We start from the raw sequence: 17,272 nt of genomic DNA on the forward strand, positions 1-17,272 counted from the left end.
ACCTTAAAGATCCCTGGCGATCCGATCGTGTTATTCATGCCAAATTGGTATATTCACCCCTAACTTAGTTCCGTGCTCTACGGGATCGTCGCCGCCACCACCGCCCTGCTCCTCGCCGTCGTGCTCACCGCTCTGCTCCGGGCCCCGGCCCGGCGGCTCGGGATCGTCGACCGGCGGCGCCAGCGGGCCGTTCCGCTCTGCGGCGGGATCGCCGTCGCGCTCGCCACCTGCCTGGTCACGGCCGCCGGTGAGTGGACCGGCATCGCGCCGCTCGACGGCCAGGTCCGCGAACTGCTCGAGGCCGGGGCCGCGGTCGCCGTGCTCGGGCTGGTCGCCGACGTGCGGCGGGTCAAGGCCCGGCTGCTGGTGGGCGGTACGGCGGTGGCGGCGGCCTGGGTGGTGCCGTACAGCGAACTCGGCATCGTCGGCGGGGTGTTGGCGGCCGGCTGGATCGTGTTCGTGGCCGTCGGCTTCAAGGCGCTCGATCACGCGGACGCGCTGGCCGGAACCGTGGCCGTGGTGACCGCCTTCGGGGTGGGGGCCCTGGCGGCGGCCGAGATGATGGACGGGCCGGCCGCCCTGCTGAGCGTGCTGGCCGCAGCCCTGACCGGGTTCCTGATGCACAACCGTCCCCCCGCGCGGGCGGGGCTCGGATCCTGCGGGGCGCTGTTCGCGGGGTTCGTGCTCGCGTCGGCGGCCGTGGTCACCCGCGCCGGGTACGAACCGGCGTCCAGCGCGGGGGTGTTGTTCGCGCTGACGGCGGTCGCGGCCGCCGATGTGATCCTCGTGCTGCTCTCCCGCCGGCTGGCCGGGCGGCCCCTGCTGCGCAGCGGCCCGGACCACCTCGCGCACCGGCTCCGGCGGCTCGGGCTCACCTCCTGCGGGGCGACGGTGGTGCTCGGTGTGGGGGCGTCCTGCGGGGTACTCGTCGCGGTCTTCGCGCATCTGGGGTGGATTGCCGGGTCAGGGGTGTACTGGGTGGCGGCGGGCGTTCTGGTGCTCGTCCTGGGACTCCTTCGAGTGCGGCCGTACGGGCCGCGCCGCCCGATGAAAGCGCAGGTCGGAGCCCAGTTGCGTGTAAGGAACGGATAAGAGTTGAGCCCTCCCGACTCAGGTCTGTTGACCGCAGGCCGGGCGTCGTGCACACTTGAGCCCGTTCCACTCAAGTCAGCTGGAGGAAGATCACCATGGCACGTGCGGTCGGCATCGACCTGGGCACGACTAACTCCGTCGTCAGCGTTCTGGAGGGCGGCGAGCCCACCGTCATCACCAACGCCGAGGGTGCCAGGACCACGCCGTCCGTCGTCGCCTTCGCCAAGAACGGTGAGGTGCTCGTCGGCGAGGTCGCCAAGCGCCAGGCGGTCACGAACGTGGACCGGACCATCCGCTCCGTGAAGCGCCACATGGGCACGGACTGGAACATCGAGCTCGACGGGAAGCCCTTCAACCCGCAGCAGATCTCCGCGTTCATCCTGCAGAAGCTCAAGCGCGACGCCGAGTCGTACCTGGGCGAGAAGGTCACGGACGCGGTCATCACCGTCCCGGCGTACTTCAACGACTCCGAGCGTCAGGCGACGAAGGAAGCCGGCGAGATCGCCGGTCTCAACGTCCTGCGCATCGTCAACGAGCCCACCGCGGCCGCGCTGGCGTACGGCCTGGACAAGGAAGAGCAGACGATCCTCGTCTTCGACCTCGGCGGTGGCACCTTCGACGTGTCGCTGCTCGACATCGACGAGGGCCTGGTCGAGGTGAAGGCCACCAACGGTGACAACCACCTCGGCGGCGACGACTGGGACCAGCGGGTCGTCGACTACCTGGTCCAGCAGTTCAAGTCGGGCCACGGCGTGGACCTGGCCAAGGACAAGATGGCTCTCCAGCGTCTGCGTGAGGCGGCGGAGAAGGCCAAGATCGAGCTGTCCTCGTCCACCGAGACCTCGATCAACCTGCCCTACATCACCGCGTCCGCCGAGGGCCCGCTGCACCTGGACGAGAAGCTCACCCGGGCTCAGTTCCAGCAGCTGACGGCCGACCTGCTGGAGCGCTGCAAGACGCCGTTCCACAACGTCATCAAGGACGCCGGCATCTCCATCAACGAGATCGACCACGTCGTCCTCGTCGGTGGCTCCACCCGGATGCCCGCCGTCGCCGAGCTCGTCAAGGAGCTGACCGGCGGCAAGGAGGCCAACAAGGGCGTCAACCCGGACGAGGTCGTCGCCATCGGCGCCGCCCTGCAGGCCGGTGTCCTCAAGGGTGAGGTCAAGGACGTCCTGCTCCTCGACGTGACCCCGCTGTCCCTGGGTATCGAGACCAAGGGCGGCATCATGACCAAGCTCATCGACCGGAACACCACGATTCCGACCGAGCGCTCCGAGATCTTCACCACGGCCGAGGACAACCAGCCGTCCGTGCAGATCCAGGTCTACCAGGGCGAGCGCGAGATCGCGGCGTACAACAAGAAGCTCGGCATGTTCGAGCTGACCGGTCTGCCGCCGGCGCCGCGTGGCGTCCCGCAGATCCAGGTGTCGTTCGACATCGACGCCAACGGCATCATGCACGTGACCGCGAAGGACCTCGGCACGGGCAAGGAGCAGAAGATGACCGTCACCGGCGGCTCCTCGCTGCCGAAGGACGAGGTCGACCGGATGCGCCAGGAGGCCGAGCAGTACGCGGAGGAGGACCACCGCCGCCGCGAGGCCGCCGAGACCCGCAACCAGGGCGAGCAGCTCGTCTACCAGACCGAGAAGTTCCTCAAGGACAACGAGGAGAAGGTCCCGGGCGAGATCAAGACCGAGGTCGAGGCCGCGGTCGGCGAGCTGAAGGACGCGCTCAAGAACGAGTCCGCCGAGGCCGACAACACCGCCGAGATCCGTACCGCCACCGAGAAGGTCGCGGCCGTCTCGCAGAAGCTCGGCCAGGCCATGTACGCCGACGCCCAGGCCGGTCAGGCCGCGGGTGGCGCCTCCGAGGGTGCCGCCGACGGTGACGCGAAGGCCGACGACGACGTCGTGGACGCCGAGATCGTGGACGACGAGCGCAAGGACGGTGCCGCGTGACGGAGGAGACCCCGGGCTTCGACGAGAAGCCTGACGTCCCTTCCGGCGCCACCCCCGACGACGCCGAGCCGCAGGCCGCCGCCCCCTCCTCGGGGGAGGCGGCGGCCCCGGCCGGGGACGCAGCAGCACAGATCGCAGGCCTGACGGCCCAGCTGGACCAGGTACGCACGGCGCTCGACGAGCGCACCGGCGACCTCCAGCGGCTCCAGGCCGAGTTCCAGAACTACCGCCGCCGGGTCGAGCGGGACCGGATCACGGTCAAGGAGATCGCCATCGCGAACCTCCTGACCGAGCTTCTGCCCGTGCTCGACGACATCGGCCGCGCGCGGGACCACGGCGAACTCCTCGGCGGGTTCAAGTCCGTCGCCGAGTCGCTGGAGTCGGTCGCGGCGAAGATGGGCCTGCAGCAGTTCGGCAAGGAGGGCGAGCCCTTCGACCCGACGATCCACGAGGCCCTGATGCACAGCTACGCGCCGGACGTCACCGAGACGACGTGCGTGGCGATTCTCCAGCCCGGGTACCGATTCGGCGAACGCACCATCCGCCCCGCGCGGGTGGCCGTCGCCGAACCTCAGCCCGGGGCGCAGACCGTCAAGGCGGACGAGTCCGCGGAGACGGCCGACGACAAGGAGACCGGTGGCCCGGACGAGGGCTGAGCTGGAACCGAGAAGGACAAGTAGGAAGGAGGGGCGTCGAGGATGAGCACCAAGGACTTCATCGAGAAGGACTACTACAAGGTTCTCGGCGTCCCCAAGGACGCCACCGAGGCCGAGATCAAGAAGGCCTACCGGAAGCTCGCCCGCGAGTTCCACCCGGACGCCAACAAGGGGAACGCCAAGGCGGAGGACCGCTTCAAGGAGGTCTCCGAGGCGAACGACATCCTCGGCGACCCGAAGAAGCGCAAGGAGTACGACGAGGCGCGCGCCCTGTTCGGTAGCGGTGGCTACCGTCCGGGGCCGGCCGGCCAGGGCGGCTCCTTCAACTTCGACCTGGGTGACCTCTTCGGAGGCGGAGCCCCGGGCGGGGGGAGCGCCGGCGGTTTCGGCGGCGGGATCGGTGACGTCTTCGGGGGCCTGTTCAACCGGGGCGGCGCGGGCGCGGGGACGCGTACCCAGCCCCGGCGCGGCCAGGACATCGAGTCCGAGGTCACCCTCAGCTTCACCGAGGCGATCGAGGGCGCGACGGTCCCGCTGCGGATGTCCTCGCAGCAGCCCTGCAAGGCGTGTTCCGGCACCGGCGACAAGAACGGCAACCCGCGGGTGTGCCCGACCTGCGTCGGAACCGGGCAGGTCGCCAGGGGCTCGGGCGGCGGTTTCTCGCTGACGGACCCCTGCCCGGACTGCAAGGGCCGCGGCCTGATCTCCGAGGACCCCTGCGAGATCTGCCACGGCAGCGGACGGGCCAAGTCGTCGCGGACCATGCAGGTCCGCATCCCCGCGGGGGTCCTGGACGGCCAGCGCATCCGCCTGCGCGCCAAGGGAGCACCCGGCGAACGGGGCGGCCCGAACGGCGACCTGTACGTCACGGTGCACGTCGACGCCCACCCGGTCTTCGGCCGCAAGGGCGACAACCTCACGGTGAGCGTCCCGGTCACGTTCGCGGAGGCGGCCCTCGGCGGCGAGGTCAGGGTGCCCACCCTGGGCGGCCCGCCGGTGACGCTGAAGCTGCCGCCGGGCACACCCAACGGCCGCACCATGCGCGCCCGCGGCAAGGGCGCGGTCCGTAAGGACGGCACCCGCGGCGATCTTCTGGTCACCGTCGAGGTGAGTGTTCCGAGGGACGTGACGGGGAAGGCTCGTGACGCGCTGGAGGCGTATCGCGAGGCGACCGCGGGTGAGGACCCGCGGGCGGAGCTGTTCCAGGCCGCGAAGGGAGCATGAGTGAGATGGACGGTCGTCGACGCAATCCGTATGAACTGACCGAGGAAACCCCGGTCTACGTCATCTCGGTGGCGGCCCAGCTCTCCGGCCTGCACCCGCAGACCCTGCGCCAGTACGACCGTCTCGGCCTGGTCTCCCCCGACCGCACCCCCGGCCGGGGCCGGCGCTACTCGGCCCGCGACATCGAACTGCTGCGTACCGTCCAGCAGTTGTCGCAGGACGAGGGCATCAACCTGGCCGGCATCAAACGGATCATCGAACTGGAGAACCAGGTCGTCGCCCTGCAGTCCCGCGTCGCGGAACTGCAGGGGGCCCTGGAGGGCGCGGCGGCCGCGATGCAGCAGCGCGAGGCGGCGGTGCACGCGTCGTACCGCCGCGACCTGGTCCCGTACCAGGAGGTCCAGCAGACCAGCGCGCTGGTGGTGTGGCGCCCGAAGCGCCAGGGGGCGTCGGACTGACGCCTGGTCGACTGACTTGAGGGGCCCGGAGGTTCACCTGAACCTCCGGGCCCCTCAGTCGTCTCCCGGTGCTTCCGGTGTCTCATCGACCTGTGGGCGGAGCAACTCCACGATGCGTCTCACCGAGTCGTCGTCGCCGTTTCGTACGGTGACCTCGACGTCGTCGACCGTGAACGTCACCTCCCGGGCCGCCCCGGGGCGCGCCCGGCGCCACGCGGCGTAGGAGAGGGCCAGGCCGCCCCCGCCGATGGCGTTGCTGAGAATCACGTCGATGATCTCGACGACGCCCAGCTGGCCGCCGGTCTGGCGGGGTGTCCGTATCCGTACCTCGGCATGGTCTCGGAGGTCGCCGTCCTCGCGGAACCAGCGGTACAGATCGGTGAGCGTCTCACCACCGTCATCTGCCGCGACCCTGACCTGCACCCGCATGGCACTCCCTCCGCTGCGTCCGTACATGCAGACGATAGAGGGGTGTCGCTCGCGCAGCTCGGGGCGATGGCTAAAAATGATCTTGCTGTGATGGTGCCATTGGGTTTGGCTGGGCTGCTAGCCAGATGAAGATGGGAAGATACATGCGTGTGCCTCTGAAAGCCGCAGCTGTCGCCTTTTCCGCACTTGGGGTGGTAGGCGCTGCGGTCAGCCCTGTCAGCGCCGCACCTGCGATCGGCTTCGCGGAGAAGGCATCCGTGACCGCGGTCAGCTGCTACGCCCACAACCGGTCCGGAGAGACCTTGAACGTGCGAGGCGGAGCCGGAACCAGATATTCGGTCGTGGGAACGATCGCCGCCGGCGGAAAGCTCCCCTGTGGGAGCCTCGGAGAAGGCGACGTAGTCGGACAGAAGTACACGGCGTGTGGTGGCACGTCCAGCTACTGGAAAACCGTCCGACTCAATGGTCGTGATGGCTGGGTCGCAGCGGAATGCGTGGCGCTGGGCGCCTCCTGAGGGTTTGGATGAGGACGGCGGGGCCTTTGCCCGAAGGCCCCGCCAAGGGCTTCGTGATCGGCGAGGGGATCACGGGCCCGAAGCGGGGCTGAGGCAGGGCTGAGGCGGTTGGTCAGAGCCAGTAGTCCCAGATGCCGTAGGCCTCCTGCTCGACGACCTTCTCGTTGCCCGCGGGGTCGATGTAGACGGCTCGGTAGTAGTACAGCCCGAGCCGGTCCTCGTTCACCGTCCTGTCCATGTGGAACTGTGGGTGGTCGACCTTGCCCGTGGCGAACGGGGCCCAGGAGCCGGCGGCCGGATCCCACTTCTCCCAGCGGTAGTCCGTGTAGTCCTCGCACGGTCTGTCGAAGACGGTCACGCCGCAGCGGACGTACAGCTCCGGGTACTGGTCCTCCTGGACCTCCGTCGACGTCCAGCCCGACGGCCGGGTGTCGGGCATGGCGACCGAGACCTCGGCGGGGTGGAAGGCCTCGGGGCCGGCGTCCCTGTCGACCAGGGGGGAGCCGTCAGTGGCGGCCACCTTGTAGACGTGGGTGGCTCCGTCGGGGACCGTCGGGCAGAGGATCTCGGTGCGGGCCAGGGAACTGCCGTTCCAGCAGTTGTCCTTCCAGACCGTCTCCCCGCTGTCCGGGTCGGTGACGCCCTGCCACACGCGGTAACCGGTGACGTCGTCGTCGGCGGGCGGCGTCCAAGTCAGGCGGACACCCAGCGGGATCCGCTCAGCGGTCAGGTTCTCGACCGGGGCCGGACGCTCGGTGTCCGGTGTGGTCGCCGTGGCGCCCGGGCCGGGCCGCGACACGTTCCCGTACGGGTCGACGGTCATGATCCGGTACTCGTACGTCGTCTCGGACGCGCCCGAGACGTCCCAGCAGACGCCGTTGATCTGCTTGCGGCCGGCGTAGGCGGGAGCGTCGTCACCGGCCCAGGACCAGTACGTCCTGGGGTCCTCCAGCGGCAGCTCGAGCGAACTGTTCGGCTTGCACTTGTCCACCGTGCTGCTCTCGCCGGTGGCCGTGTCGGTGCGGACGATCTTGTACGTGAGCAGCGGGCCCTCGTCGAAGGTCCATGGGTCGGCGCTGCTCCACTCGATCATCACCCCCTCGTCGAACCGGCTCGCGCTGGTCTGGAACGCGGGGATCGCCTCGGGGCGGTCGGCCATCTTCAGCGTGATCTCCGCCGGGGCGGCGGCGTTGCCCTTCGCGTCCACCGAGCGCACCGCGTACCGGTAGCTGTCGGCGACCGCGGCCTGCTGGCGGGGTACGACATCAGTCCGGTCGGTGGTGCCCTTGCCGGGCAGGGCGTCGACGTAGCCCCCCGGTCGCCGGGTCGTACTGGACGACCTGGTACGACGAGGCCCCGGCGACCGGGGACCACGTCAGGTGCGGAAGGCCCGACTCGTACGCGACATCGACCTCCGCCACGGGCGGCGGCGGGGTCAGGTCGGACGTGGTGAACGTGGTGGCGGCCGAGTACGCCGACCAGTTCCCGGCCGCGTCACGCGCCCGCCCGCGATAGGTGACCTTGCTGCCGTCGGCGGGGTACCCGGTGTCGCAGATCGCGCCCTTCGCACCGGAGTACACGGTGATCCACCCGGTGGGGTCGAGTCGCTGCATCTCGTACCAGGAGATGTCGGCCTTGTTCTCCGCGGTGGTGATGAGCTGCGGGGCCGCGTAGGGCTGGTCGACCGGGCAGGCGTCCCACTCCACGAACGGGGCGGCCGGCGGTGTCCGGTCGACGGTGGTGACGGGCTGGTCGGCGCTGCCCGCCGACTCGTTGCCCGCCGTGTCGTGGGCGCGGACCTCGTAGTAGTACGTCTTGCCGGTCTGCGGCACACTCGCGTCGGTGTACGACGTGGAGGTGGTGGTCCCGAGCGCCTTGGCGGGGAAGGCCGTGCCCTTCAGGCGCCGGTAGAGGCGGTACCCGGCGAGGTCCATCTCCTTGTTCTTCGCCCAGGTGACCTTCGCCTTCCCGGTGGCCTTGTCGTACGTGACCGTGGCTGCCGTCGGGGCGAGTGGCTTGACCTTGTCGACGGACGCCGAAGTGCGCGGCGTGTAGCCGAACTTGACGCTGGCCGCCCCGGTCCAGTTGGCGAAGTCGACGCGGAGGGTGTGGCTGCCGGAGGGGATGGTGACGTTGGCGGTCTTCTTCACGGTCGTCGAGACGTTCTTCCACGCGTCGACCTTGCGGACGCCGTCGACGTAGACGCGGATGCCGTCCTGGACCGCGGCGGTGAAGGCGAAGGGTCCGCCGGAGCCGAAGTCGCGGGTCACGCTCCAGCGGACGCCGAAGTTGTCGCGCGGCAGGCCGGAGGCGGGGGCGCCGGTGCCCCAGTTCTGGTCGATCGCGCTGTCGCAGTCGGTCTTCTTGGGTGTGCCGGAGAAGCTGGTGTTCGCGAAGAACTGCCGCTTGAACACGGGGGAGGCGCAGGTCGTGGCGGCGGACGCGGGCGTGGCGACGGCGGTGAGCAGGCCGCCCGCGGTGGCGAGCACGACGGCGGCCGAGGTCGCGGCGGTCGTGCGTCTGACTGGGGTCATTCGGTCCTTCAGTCCTGATCAGCAACGGCAGGCAGAGCGTTGATGATCAGGACTGACGATGGTGGAGATTGGTTGTACGTGACTTTTTTGGCCGCGCTCGTACCTCAAGGTCGCCCAGGGTCCCCCACGCCTTCACAGGAACCCCACGTATTAACGTTGCCATCTCGATAAGTGATTGCTTCTTGACGACTCTGTGAAGGCCGCGTTGGCTTTCTTCACCTGGGTCGCGACAGCACCCTCGTTCGGAAGGCAAGCGCAGTGAACACCCGTATGCGTCGTAGCGGCATAGCAGTGGCCGCAGGTTCCCTCACGCTCTCCCTGTCCGCCTGCGGGGCGCTGGGAGTAGCCGGGAGCAGTACCGAGGCCAGCCCCACCAAGGGGAACGACATCACGGTGGGCCTGTTGCTGCCGGAGAAGGCGAACACCCGGTACGAGAAGTTCGACCACCCGTTCTTCGAGGCCAAGGTCGCCGAACTCACCAGGAAGCAGGGCAAGGTCGACTACGCCAACGCCGACGCGAGCGCGAGACGGCAGACCGAGCAGCTGCAGCGGATGATCGACGACAAGGTCGACGTGATCGTGCTGGACGCCGTCGACTCGCACGCCATCGCCGACGGTGTGAAGAAGGCGAAGGACGAGGGCATCCCCGTCATCGCCTACGACCGGCTCACCGAGGGTCCGATCGACGCGTACATCTCCTTCGACAACGAGCTGGTCGGCGAGGTGCAGGGCCGCTCCGTCATCGACGCCCTGGGCTCGCGCCGGGACACCTCGGACAAGATCGTCATGATGAACGGCTCGTCCACCGACCCGAACGCCAAGCAGTTCAAGGCGGGCGCGCTCTCCCAGCTGGGGGGCAAGGTGACGGTCGCCAAGTCGTACGACACCGTGGACTGGAAGCCGGAGAACGCCAAGGCCAACATGGAGAAGGCGATCGACGCGATCGGCGCGGGCAACATCGCCGCCGTCTACTCCGCCAACGACGGCATGGCCGGCGGGATCATCGACGCCCTGAAGGCCGCGGGCGTGACCAAGCTGCCGCCGATCACCGGGCAGGACGCCGAACTGCCCGCCGTGCAGCGGATCCTGACGGGCGACCAGTACATGAGCGTGTACAAGTCGTACCCGCAGGAGGCCGAGTTCGCCGCGGAGATGGCGGTGGCGAAGATCCAGGGCAAGGACATCGAGTTCGACGCCCTCGCCTCGGACCGGGTCGACAGCCCCACCGAGAAGGACATCCCCGCGCAGCTGGTCCCCGTGGTCGCCCTGACGAAGGGCAACATCAAGAGCACGCTGGTCCAGGACGGCTTCTACAAGGTGTCCGAGATCTGCGCCGGCAAGTTCCAGAGCGCCTGCGCCGCCGTCGGGCTGGAGTAGCCGCACGGGCACAGCCCCAGGCGGTGTGGAGCGGGGTCAGGACGGGGGCCAGTTCCGCAGCAGGCTGTCGAGGGCGTCCAGGATCCGCGTCCAGCTCTCCTGACTGTCCGGGGCGCTGTGGCTGAAACCACCCGCCAGTTCCAGGCTGACGTAACCGTGGAAGACGCTGCCGAGGAGCCGGACCGCGTGGGTCTGGTCCGGTTCGGTGAGGTCGTAGCCGCGCAGGATGGCCCGCGTCATCGCGTTGTGCCGTCCGCCCGCGCTCGCGGCGGCCGCCTCGGGGGAGAGCCGGTACTGGGCCGCCGCGTAACGGCCGGGGTGCTCGCGGGCGTAGTCGCGGTAGACGTCCGCCAGCGCGGTCAGCGCGTCCCTGCTGGCCCGTCCGGCGAGTGCGGCGGCGCCCCGGTCGGCGAGCTCCTCCAGGGCGAGCAGCGCGATCCGCGTCTTCAGGTCGTCGGAGTTGCGGACATGCGAGTACAGGCTCGCGACCTTGACCTCGAACCGTCGTGCCAGCTCCGAGACGGTCACCTGCTCGAACCCGACCTCGTCGGCCAGCTCGGCCCCCGCCCGGGTCAGCCGCTCGGGGGTCAGCCCCACGCGCGCCATAAGCTTCCTCCTGTTTGCGGGAAGCGATTGTGTATCTCCCTAGAGACTTTAGGCAACAGGGGAGGAGATCGCGATAGGCGAAAGGTGAACGACGAAGCGCGGACGGAGAACGGCTTCAGGCCACCCGCGTGAACTCCACCGTCACCTCCGGAGGCCCGCCGGCCACGCCTCGGTAGATGCCCTTGTGCGGGGTGACGTCGTCGTAGTCGCGGCCCCGGCCCACGACCACGTGGGACTCGTCGGGGCGGGTGCGGTTGGTCGGGTCGTAGCCGCACCAGTCGCCCGCCCAGTACTCAACCCAGGCGTGACTCTGCCCGGCGACCGGCCGGTGCAGTTCCGCCTCCCGCTCGGGGTGGAGGTAACCGGAGACGTACCGCGTCGGCAGGCCCAGTCCCCGCAGCAGGGCGAGAGTGACATGGGCGATGTCCTGGCAGACGCCCGCGCCCTGCTCCCACGCCTCGGCGGCGGACGTGGTCACGCCGGTCGAGCCGGGAAGATAGGAGACCCGGTCGGCGACCAGGGACGACACGACGGCGGCGGTCTCGTGCGGGTCGAGGCGGGCCGCCGCCTCTCTCGCCTGCTCCAGCAACTCGGCGGAGAGCTTCGTACGGGGGGTGTCGCCCGCGAACTCCAGCAGCCGGGAACGGGAGGTGTGTTCGGCGATTTCCGGCCAGTCGGGTGCCCGAGGGAGCGGGTTCGGAGCGCTGGTCTCCACCAGGCTGGAGGCGGTGATCGTGAGGTCGGCGTGTGGGTCCATCAGGTCGAAGCCGGTGACCTGGGTGCCCCAGTAGTCCCAGTACGACCAGGTGGTGGCCGTCGGGCTGATGGCGACCCGGGAGTCCAGCGTGGTCTGCCCCGGCAGGGTCAGCGGGGTCATGCGGACCTCGTTGTGGGAGGAGACTGCGGCCTGGGCGTAGGAGACCCGGGTGACATGCCGGATGCGGAGACGACGAGCCATCTCAGGCTCCTTCCTGGGCCCACTCGACGGGCCCCCGGTAGGGGAAGAACCGCTCGGCCACTCCGTCGGCGGAGGTCATGCAGGACTGCTGCAGATCCCGCAGGAGGCTCGGCAGCTGGTCCTGAAGGGCCTGCGAGTCGAGATACTCCAGACGGGTGCGCATCCGGCCGATCGGGCGGCGCGCCGGGTCCTGGCGAGGGCGGCCGAGGGCGGACAGGCACTCCTCGGCGGTGGTCAGCGCGTGCAGTGCCGAGCGCGGGAAGTCGCGGTCCAGCAGCAGGAATTCGGCCACTCGCGGGCTGTCGCCGAAACCGCCGTACACACGGGCGTACGCCTCGTCGGCGCCGGACGCGCTGAGCAGCGTCGGCCAGTCGGGAGCGTGGGCGGCGTCCAGGACCCGCACCGACAGCAGCCGCACGGTCATGTCCACCCGCTCCAGGCTGCGGCCCAGGACGACGAAACGCCAACTGTCGTCCCGGCTCATGGTGGAGTCCGCGAGTCCGAAGAAGAGGGCGGCCCGGCTGCGTACGAGTTCGAGATAGCCGTAGGGGCCTGTACGGCGGGCCGCCATACGCTGGTCGGCGAGGGCGTGCCAGGTGGAGTTGAGGCACTCCCACATCTCCGAGGAGATCGCCTCACGGGCGCTGCGGGCGTTGAGCCGGGCGGCGCCCAGCCCGCCCTCGATGGAACAGGTGGACAGGGCGTCGAAGGCCAGTTGGTCCAGCACCCGCTGCATGTGGACGCGCTCGTCGCCCGCGTCGACGCCGAGGATCGCGTACAACGACCGGCAGGCCATGTCCTCGTCGCGCCAGGGGTCCTCCAGCATGCGGTGCAGATAGGCGTCGAGGATGCGGCCGGTGTTGTCGGCCCGCTCGACATACCGGCCGGTCCAGGTCAGGGCCTCGGCTATCCGGGAGAGGATCACGTCGTCGCTCACTGTTGTTGCGCCCCTTCCTGTACGACGGTGGGGGTGCCGTCGGGTCCGAGCTGGCGGGGGGCCACGGCGGGCAGCGAGCCGGCGCTGACCGGAACAGGCCGCGCGGCGGGACCTTCGGCGAGCACCCAGGTGTCCTTGGAGCCGCCGCCCTGGCTGGAGTTGACGATCAGGTTGCCCTCCTGGAGGGCGACCCGGGTGAGGCCGCCGGGCAGCACCCAGACGTCGTTGCCGTCGTTGACGGCGAAGGGCCGCAGGTCGATGTGGCGAGGCGCCATGTGTTCACCCGCGAGGGTGGGCGAGGTGGACAGGGCGACCGGGCGCTGGGCGATGAAGCCGCGCGGGTCGGCGATGACGGCCTCGCGGGTGCGCTCCAGCGTCTCGCGGTCGGCCTTCGGCCCGATGACGATGCCCTGGCCGCCGGCACCGTCGACGGGCTTGATGACCAGCTGGTCGATCTGGTCGAGGACCGCTTCCAACTGGCCCGGTTCGTCGGGCCGGAAGGACTCCACGTTGGGGAGAACCGGTTCCTCGGAGAGGTAGTAGCGGATCAGGTCCGGGACGTACGTGTACAACAGCTTGTCGTCGGCGATGCCGTTGCCGACCGCGTTGGCCAGGGTGACATTGCCCGCCAGGGACGCGCCCATGATGCCGGGGCAGCCGATCACCGAATCCGGGCGGCAGTGCAGCGGGTCGAGGAAGTCGTCGTCGAGACGCCGGTATACGACATGGACGGGTACCTCCCCCCGCGTGGTCCGCATCCATACCCGGTTGCCCCGGCAGACCAGGTCGTGCCCCTCGACCAGTTGCACGCCCATCAGCCGGGCGAGCAGGGCGTGCTCGAAGTAGGCGGCGTTGTTCGGACCGGGGGTCAGGACCACGACGCGCGGATCCCGGATGCCGTCGGGCGCGGCGGCGCGCAGGGCGGCGAGCAGCCGGTGGCAGTAGCCGTCGACCGGCAGGACGTGCTGCTCGGCGAAGAGGGAGGGGAAGATCCGGGTCATCGCCCGGCGGTTCTCGATGACGTACGAGACCCCGCTGGGCACCCGCACGTTGTCCTCCAGCACCCTGAAGTCCCCGGCCTCGTCCCGTACGAGATCGATGCCGGCGACATGGATGCGTACCCCTCCGGGAGGCTCGACGCCGTGGGCCGCGCGGTGGAAGTGGGGGGAGCTGAGGAGCAGCCGCCAGGGCACGACACCGTCCTCGAAGGCGCGGGCGGGACCGTAGGCGTCGGCGAGGTAGGCCTCCAGGGCCCTGACTCTCTGGCTCACCCCGCGTTGGATGAGATCCCACTCCAGGGCGTCGAGGATCCTGGGCACCAGGTCCAGTGGCCATGGCCGTTCCTCGCCCGCGAAGGCGTACGTCACGCCCCGGTCGGTGAACGCCCGGGCCATCTGGTCCGCCCGGAAACGCAGCTCACTCGGTTCGATCGGTTGCAGCGCCGCCAGCACCGGCTCATAGGCGGCCCTGACCTCACCCGGCCGCTCGAACATCTCGTCCCACGCGTCGGCCAGCGCGTATGCGTCAAATATGTCCGCCATGACCAGACGCTAAGCGCGGTGGGTAACACGCTGATCACTGCTTCGTTTCCGGCAGTTCACGTGCGGAACGCGTGGGTCCGAGGGTGCCCGTACGGACGGGTTCCTCGGGCTTTGCACGGGTGCGTGGGACCACCGTCAGCCGGTTGCGGCGAGCCCGTCGAGGGCCCGGGAATAACGGGTCGAACAGCCACTTTTCGGCGCCCGTGGCGCGGAGAGCCGTGTTGCGGAGCCGGACCGGTCCGCGCATAGTTGCGCTGCGGAAGACGCTGGAACCGGGGGGTGAACGGGGCGATGACCGGGCACGCGGCGGAGCAGCATCCACACGGCGCCGACCGACTGTGCGAGGCCGGCGACCGCTTGTACTCCCGGGCCGTACGGCGGGGCCGGGTGCCGCGCCGCGACGCGGAACCGGTGCCCTGTCTGCTGGACCTCGCCCTGCTGCACCCGGACCCCGACGACATGGACTGGCTGGTGCCGACCGCGCCGCAGGAGGTCATGACACGCCTGCTGCGCGGGCTGTACGACGAGGTCAGCACGAGCCAGCGGCGGGTGGGTTCGGCGGTCGCGGCCTTCGAGTGGTACGCCGGGCTCGGCGGCCGGCGACCGCAGGCGGCAGCCGCCGAGGGCAGCGCGATCCGGGTCCTGGACGGACTGTCCCGCATCCAGGCCGCGATGGACGAGGCGACCGAGGCGTGCACGAACGAGGTCCTCAGCGTGCAGCCCGGCGGCATCCGCCCGGAGCACGAGCTGACGGAGGGCCTGCACCGGGCGCTGGCCCTGCGCGCCCGGGGCGTGCGCATGCGCGACCTGTACACCCACGTGGCCCGGCACGGTCAGGGCCTGCTCACCTACCTGGAGTTGATGGGCGGCGCGGTCCAGGCGCGCAGCCTGGACGAGGTGATCGAACGCCTCATCCTGTTCGACCGCACCGTCGCCTTCATCCCGGCGAACGCGGACCGCACGCTGGCCCTGGAACTACGTCACCCGGCCCTCGTCGGCTATCTGGGCACCGTCTTCGAACGCCTCTGGCGCCTGGCGATCCCGCTCACCGCCCCGCTGCCCGACACCGGCATCGAGGGGATCTCGCACCGTGAGCAGTCCATCGCGGCCCTGCTGGCGGAGGGCCACCAGGACGCGGTGATAGCGGAACGGCTGGGGATAAGCGTCCGCACCTGCCGGGCCCACATCGCGCGGCTGTCGGAGACCCTGGGCGCGGCCAGCCGCACCCAACTCGGCGTCCGGATCGCCCAGGTGGGCCTCGACGGGCCGCCGCAGCCGGAGGCGACCCGTGTCACTCTTCCCGATCAAGGATCCCGGACTGGGCGATGAGGTAGCCGAGTTGGGCGCGGCTGCCGCTGCCCAGAGCGCTGGCGAGTTTGGCGATGTGGGCGCGGCAGGTGCGCACGTTCATGCCGAGGCGGCGGGCGATCGCCTCGTCGACGTGGCCTTCGACGAGAAGCTTGGCGATGGAGTGCTGGATCTCCGTGATGCCGTCGGGAGCGGTCTCGTAGGGCGCCCCGGTGCTCAGCGGGACGGCACGGTCCCACAGGTACGCGAAGACCTTGATCAGGTAACGCACCAGGCCGGGGTGACGAAGCTCCAGGGCGACCTGCTGGTCGTCCCTGGTGGGGATGAAGGCGACGGTCTCGTCGCAGATGATCAGGCGTTCCACCAGCTCGTCGATGGTGCGGTACTCCGCCTTGCCGTCGGCGAGGTGGGAGGCGTACGCCAGCTTCTCCTGGCTGTAGCGGGCCGTGTGCTGGTACAGCGTGCGGATCCGCACGCCCCGCTCGATCAGCGGCCGGTCGCGTTCCATCCCCTGCAGCAGGCTGGCCTCGGACATGCGGTCGCTGGGCTGGACCGTGAGCATCTCCGACTGGCACTGGGCCGTGGCCATGTTGAGCGCCGCGTTGATCCGGTCGCCGCCCTCCAGGACCGTGAGGGAGTCGCTCGTCGTCGTCACCTGCGTGCTCAGCGCCATGAACGGCTCGAAGGTGTCGGAGAGTTGGACGGAGCGGCGCCGGCGCTCGCTGATCTCGCGTTCCAGGGGGTTGAGTCGCTGCGCCAGCGCCACCGCCGGGGGCACCGGACGCAGGAGTTCGGGGTCGTCCGGATCGGGGTGCAGGAGGGCGAACTCCATGAGGCACGGGGCGGCTTCGGCGTCGGCACGGGCGATGCGGCCGACGCGCAGAGCGGTGGCGTAAAGGCGACCGCCTTCCTCGCACAACTCCGTCATCGCATGGGGATGTGTGCCTTTAGTGCGATTCGTTGCCAAATCTCCACCCCCCAGGGTCCTGAACGTGCAGGAACATGATGCATCGATTGTGTGGCCATGACGTGCCCGAATGAGCCATCGTCGTACTCGACGGGGGATAAGGGGACTTTCAAGTGAGGACGAAGCCGACTATGCGTAATAAAATGCTTCGCTCGGTACTTGTCGCCGCCTTCTCCGCCGTTGTGGCCCTAGGAGCACTGGCTGGTGCGACCGGTGGGAAGGACGACGTTCGGGCGAACAGCAGCTGGCCGTCGGTGGCCGTGAACGCCGATGTCCCGGGTGCCACCAGTGAGGCGGGTTCTGTGGCAGAAGAAGCCGGGAGCTGACGTGACCACTCCACCGGACGACCGCTCCTTCCGCCGCGAGATGGCGACCGCCTACCGCTCGGGCTGGCACTTCATCGACCTGGCCACCGCGATCCCCCACGCCGGTGACTCGTTGATGGTGACCGTGTTCGGTGAGCCGGTCGTCGTGACGCGGGACGACGACGAGGACGTACGGGCGTACCGGTGCCTGCGCAAGCCCCGTGGCGCGCCACAGCCCGTCCGGTGTGCCATCCGGTACGGAATGATCTTTGTGAACCTGGATCAGCGGGATCACCGTCTGGCGGAGCCGGACGTACCCGACCTGCAAACCATTTCAGCCACCCCCCGCAGTGCCTGACGCGATTCCCCCGTCGTAACAGATCGCTCAGGTACTTCCCCCCGCA

Annotated in this window: 14 protein-coding genes and 1 pseudogene; 8 read left to right on the forward strand and 7 right to left on the reverse strand. The window is 69.6% G+C overall.

Annotated elements, in window-relative coordinates:
• The first annotated feature begins 72 nt into the window (after nucleotides 1-72).
• The 5 genes from ACFYRY_RS29540 to ACFYRY_RS29560 all read left to right on the forward strand — a co-directional run bounded on the left by ACFYRY_RS29540 (nucleotide 73) and on the right by ACFYRY_RS29560 (nucleotide 5,391).
• A complete protein-coding gene (locus tag ACFYRY_RS29540) occupies nucleotides 73-1,092 on the forward strand; it encodes an MraY family glycosyltransferase (protein ID WP_389152114.1) in 1,020 nt (339 codons plus the stop codon).
• A 95-nt stretch (nucleotides 1,093-1,187) separates the two neighbouring features.
• Nucleotides 1,188-3,053: a molecular chaperone DnaK gene (gene dnaK, locus ACFYRY_RS29545; RefSeq protein ID WP_389152117.1), complete on the forward strand. Its 1,866-nt coding sequence runs from the start codon at nucleotides 1,188-1,190 to the stop codon at nucleotides 3,051-3,053.
• Nucleotides 3,050-3,709: a nucleotide exchange factor GrpE gene (grpE, locus tag ACFYRY_RS29550; RefSeq protein WP_389152120.1), complete on the forward strand. Its 660-nt coding sequence runs from the start codon at nucleotides 3,050-3,052 to the stop codon at nucleotides 3,707-3,709. The genes dnaK and grpE overlap by 4 nt, the downstream gene beginning before the upstream one ends.
• A gap of 42 nt (nucleotides 3,710-3,751) precedes the next feature.
• Nucleotides 3,752-4,933: a molecular chaperone DnaJ gene (gene dnaJ / locus ACFYRY_RS29555; protein ID WP_389152123.1), complete on the forward strand. Its 1,182-nt coding sequence runs from the start codon at nucleotides 3,752-3,754 to the stop codon at nucleotides 4,931-4,933.
• A gap of 5 nt (nucleotides 4,934-4,938) precedes the next feature.
• Nucleotides 4,939-5,391, forward strand: a complete 453-nt coding sequence (locus tag ACFYRY_RS29560; RefSeq protein WP_389152126.1) for a heat shock protein transcriptional repressor HspR — start codon at nucleotides 4,939-4,941, stop codon at nucleotides 5,389-5,391.
• Nucleotides 5,392-5,445: 54 nt separating this feature from the next.
• Here ACFYRY_RS29560 and ACFYRY_RS29565 read toward each other — a convergent pair whose 3' ends face one another.
• The gene (locus ACFYRY_RS29565; RefSeq protein ID WP_389152129.1) at nucleotides 5,446-5,820 is read right to left on the reverse strand and encodes a hypothetical protein; all 375 of its coding nucleotides are present in this window, start codon (nucleotides 5,818-5,820) and stop codon (nucleotides 5,446-5,448) included.
• Nucleotides 5,821-6,447: 627 nt separating this feature from the next.
• Nucleotides 6,448-8,869 (reverse strand): annotated as a pseudogene (locus tag ACFYRY_RS29570) (PA14 domain-containing protein).
• Nucleotides 8,870-9,139: 270 nt separating this feature from the next.
• On the opposite strand from ACFYRY_RS29570, the gene ACFYRY_RS29575 reads away from it, so the two are divergent.
• Complete coding sequence (locus tag ACFYRY_RS29575) at nucleotides 9,140-10,246, forward strand: sugar ABC transporter substrate-binding protein (protein ID WP_389152967.1); 1,107 nt, start codon at nucleotides 9,140-9,142, stop codon at nucleotides 10,244-10,246.
• 36 nt (nucleotides 10,247-10,282) lie between these two features.
• On the opposite strand, the gene ACFYRY_RS29580 is transcribed toward ACFYRY_RS29575, so the two are convergent.
• From ACFYRY_RS29580 to ACFYRY_RS29595, 4 genes are all read right to left on the reverse strand, one after another.
• A complete protein-coding gene (locus ACFYRY_RS29580) occupies nucleotides 10,283-10,852 on the reverse strand; it encodes a TetR/AcrR family transcriptional regulator (RefSeq protein ID WP_389152131.1) in 570 nt (189 codons plus the stop codon).
• A gap of 115 nt (nucleotides 10,853-10,967) precedes the next feature.
• On the reverse strand, nucleotides 10,968-11,810 hold the full coding sequence (locus ACFYRY_RS29585; protein ID WP_389152134.1) for a transglutaminase domain-containing protein: 843 nt from the start codon (nucleotides 11,808-11,810) through the stop codon (nucleotides 10,968-10,970).
• A gap of 1 nt (nucleotide 11,811) precedes the next feature.
• Nucleotides 11,812-12,747, reverse strand: coding sequence for an alpha-E domain-containing protein (locus tag ACFYRY_RS29590; RefSeq protein ID WP_389152137.1), 936 nt, complete (start codon nucleotides 12,745-12,747; stop codon nucleotides 11,812-11,814).
• On the reverse strand, nucleotides 12,744-14,288 hold the full coding sequence (locus tag ACFYRY_RS29595) for a circularly permuted type 2 ATP-grasp protein (protein WP_389152139.1): 1,545 nt from the start codon (nucleotides 14,286-14,288) through the stop codon (nucleotides 12,744-12,746). Before ACFYRY_RS29595 ends, ACFYRY_RS29590 begins: the two co-directional genes overlap by 4 nt.
• A 291-nt stretch (nucleotides 14,289-14,579) precedes the next feature.
• Between ACFYRY_RS29595 and ACFYRY_RS29600 the strand changes: the two genes are divergently transcribed.
• Nucleotides 14,580-15,617, forward strand: a complete 1,038-nt coding sequence (locus ACFYRY_RS29600; protein WP_389152142.1) for a LuxR C-terminal-related transcriptional regulator — start codon at nucleotides 14,580-14,582, stop codon at nucleotides 15,615-15,617.
• Here ACFYRY_RS29600 and ACFYRY_RS29605 read toward each other — a convergent pair.
• Nucleotides 15,580-16,524 (reverse strand): helix-turn-helix transcriptional regulator, encoded by a 945-nt coding sequence (locus tag ACFYRY_RS29605; protein ID WP_389152144.1) that lies wholly within the window; start codon nucleotides 16,522-16,524, stop codon nucleotides 15,580-15,582. The genes ACFYRY_RS29600 and ACFYRY_RS29605 overlap by 38 nt on opposite strands.
• A 405-nt stretch (nucleotides 16,525-16,929) precedes the next feature.
• Between ACFYRY_RS29605 and ACFYRY_RS29610 the strand changes: the two genes are divergently transcribed.
• Nucleotides 16,930-17,226 (forward strand): (2Fe-2S)-binding protein, encoded by a 297-nt coding sequence (locus ACFYRY_RS29610; RefSeq protein ID WP_389152970.1) that lies wholly within the window; start codon nucleotides 16,930-16,932, stop codon nucleotides 17,224-17,226.
• The last annotated feature ends 46 nt before the right edge of the window (nucleotides 17,227-17,272 follow it).

The organism is Streptomyces sp. NPDC005263 (assembly GCF_042872365.1).
Classification (GTDB): Bacteria; Actinomycetota; Actinomycetes; order Streptomycetales; family Streptomycetaceae; genus Streptomyces.

Bases quoted from the DNA above. Each gene is read 5' to 3' on its own strand.
- dnaK (WP_389152117.1), top strand. From the start codon at position 1,188: ATGGCACGTGCGGTCGGCATCGACCTGGGCACGACTAACTCCGTCGTC.
- dnaJ (WP_389152123.1), top strand. From the start codon at position 3,752: ATGAGCACCAAGGACTTCATCGAGAAGGACTACTACAAGGTTCTCGGC.
- ACFYRY_RS29560 (WP_389152126.1), top strand. From the start codon at position 4,939: ATGGACGGTCGTCGACGCAATCCGTATGAACTGACCGAGGAAACCCCG.
- ACFYRY_RS29565 (WP_389152129.1), bottom strand. From the start codon at position 5,820: ATGCGGGTGCAGGTCAGGGTCGCGGCAGATGACGGTGGTGAGACGCTC.
- ACFYRY_RS29575 (WP_389152967.1), top strand. From the start codon at position 9,140: ATGCGTCGTAGCGGCATAGCAGTGGCCGCAGGTTCCCTCACGCTCTCC.
- ACFYRY_RS29580 (WP_389152131.1), bottom strand. From the start codon at position 10,852: ATGGCGCGCGTGGGGCTGACCCCCGAGCGGCTGACCCGGGCGGGGGCC.
- ACFYRY_RS29585 (WP_389152134.1), bottom strand. From the start codon at position 11,810: ATGGCTCGTCGTCTCCGCATCCGGCATGTCACCCGGGTCTCCTACGCC.
- ACFYRY_RS29595 (WP_389152139.1), bottom strand. From the start codon at position 14,288: ATGGCGGACATATTTGACGCATACGCGCTGGCCGACGCGTGGGACGAG.
- ACFYRY_RS29600 (WP_389152142.1), top strand. From the start codon at position 14,580: ATGACCGGGCACGCGGCGGAGCAGCATCCACACGGCGCCGACCGACTG.
- ACFYRY_RS29605 (WP_389152144.1), bottom strand. From the start codon at position 16,524: ATGACGGAGTTGTGCGAGGAAGGCGGTCGCCTTTACGCCACCGCTCTG.
- ACFYRY_RS29610 (WP_389152970.1), top strand. From the start codon at position 16,930: ATGGCGACCGCCTACCGCTCGGGCTGGCACTTCATCGACCTGGCCACC.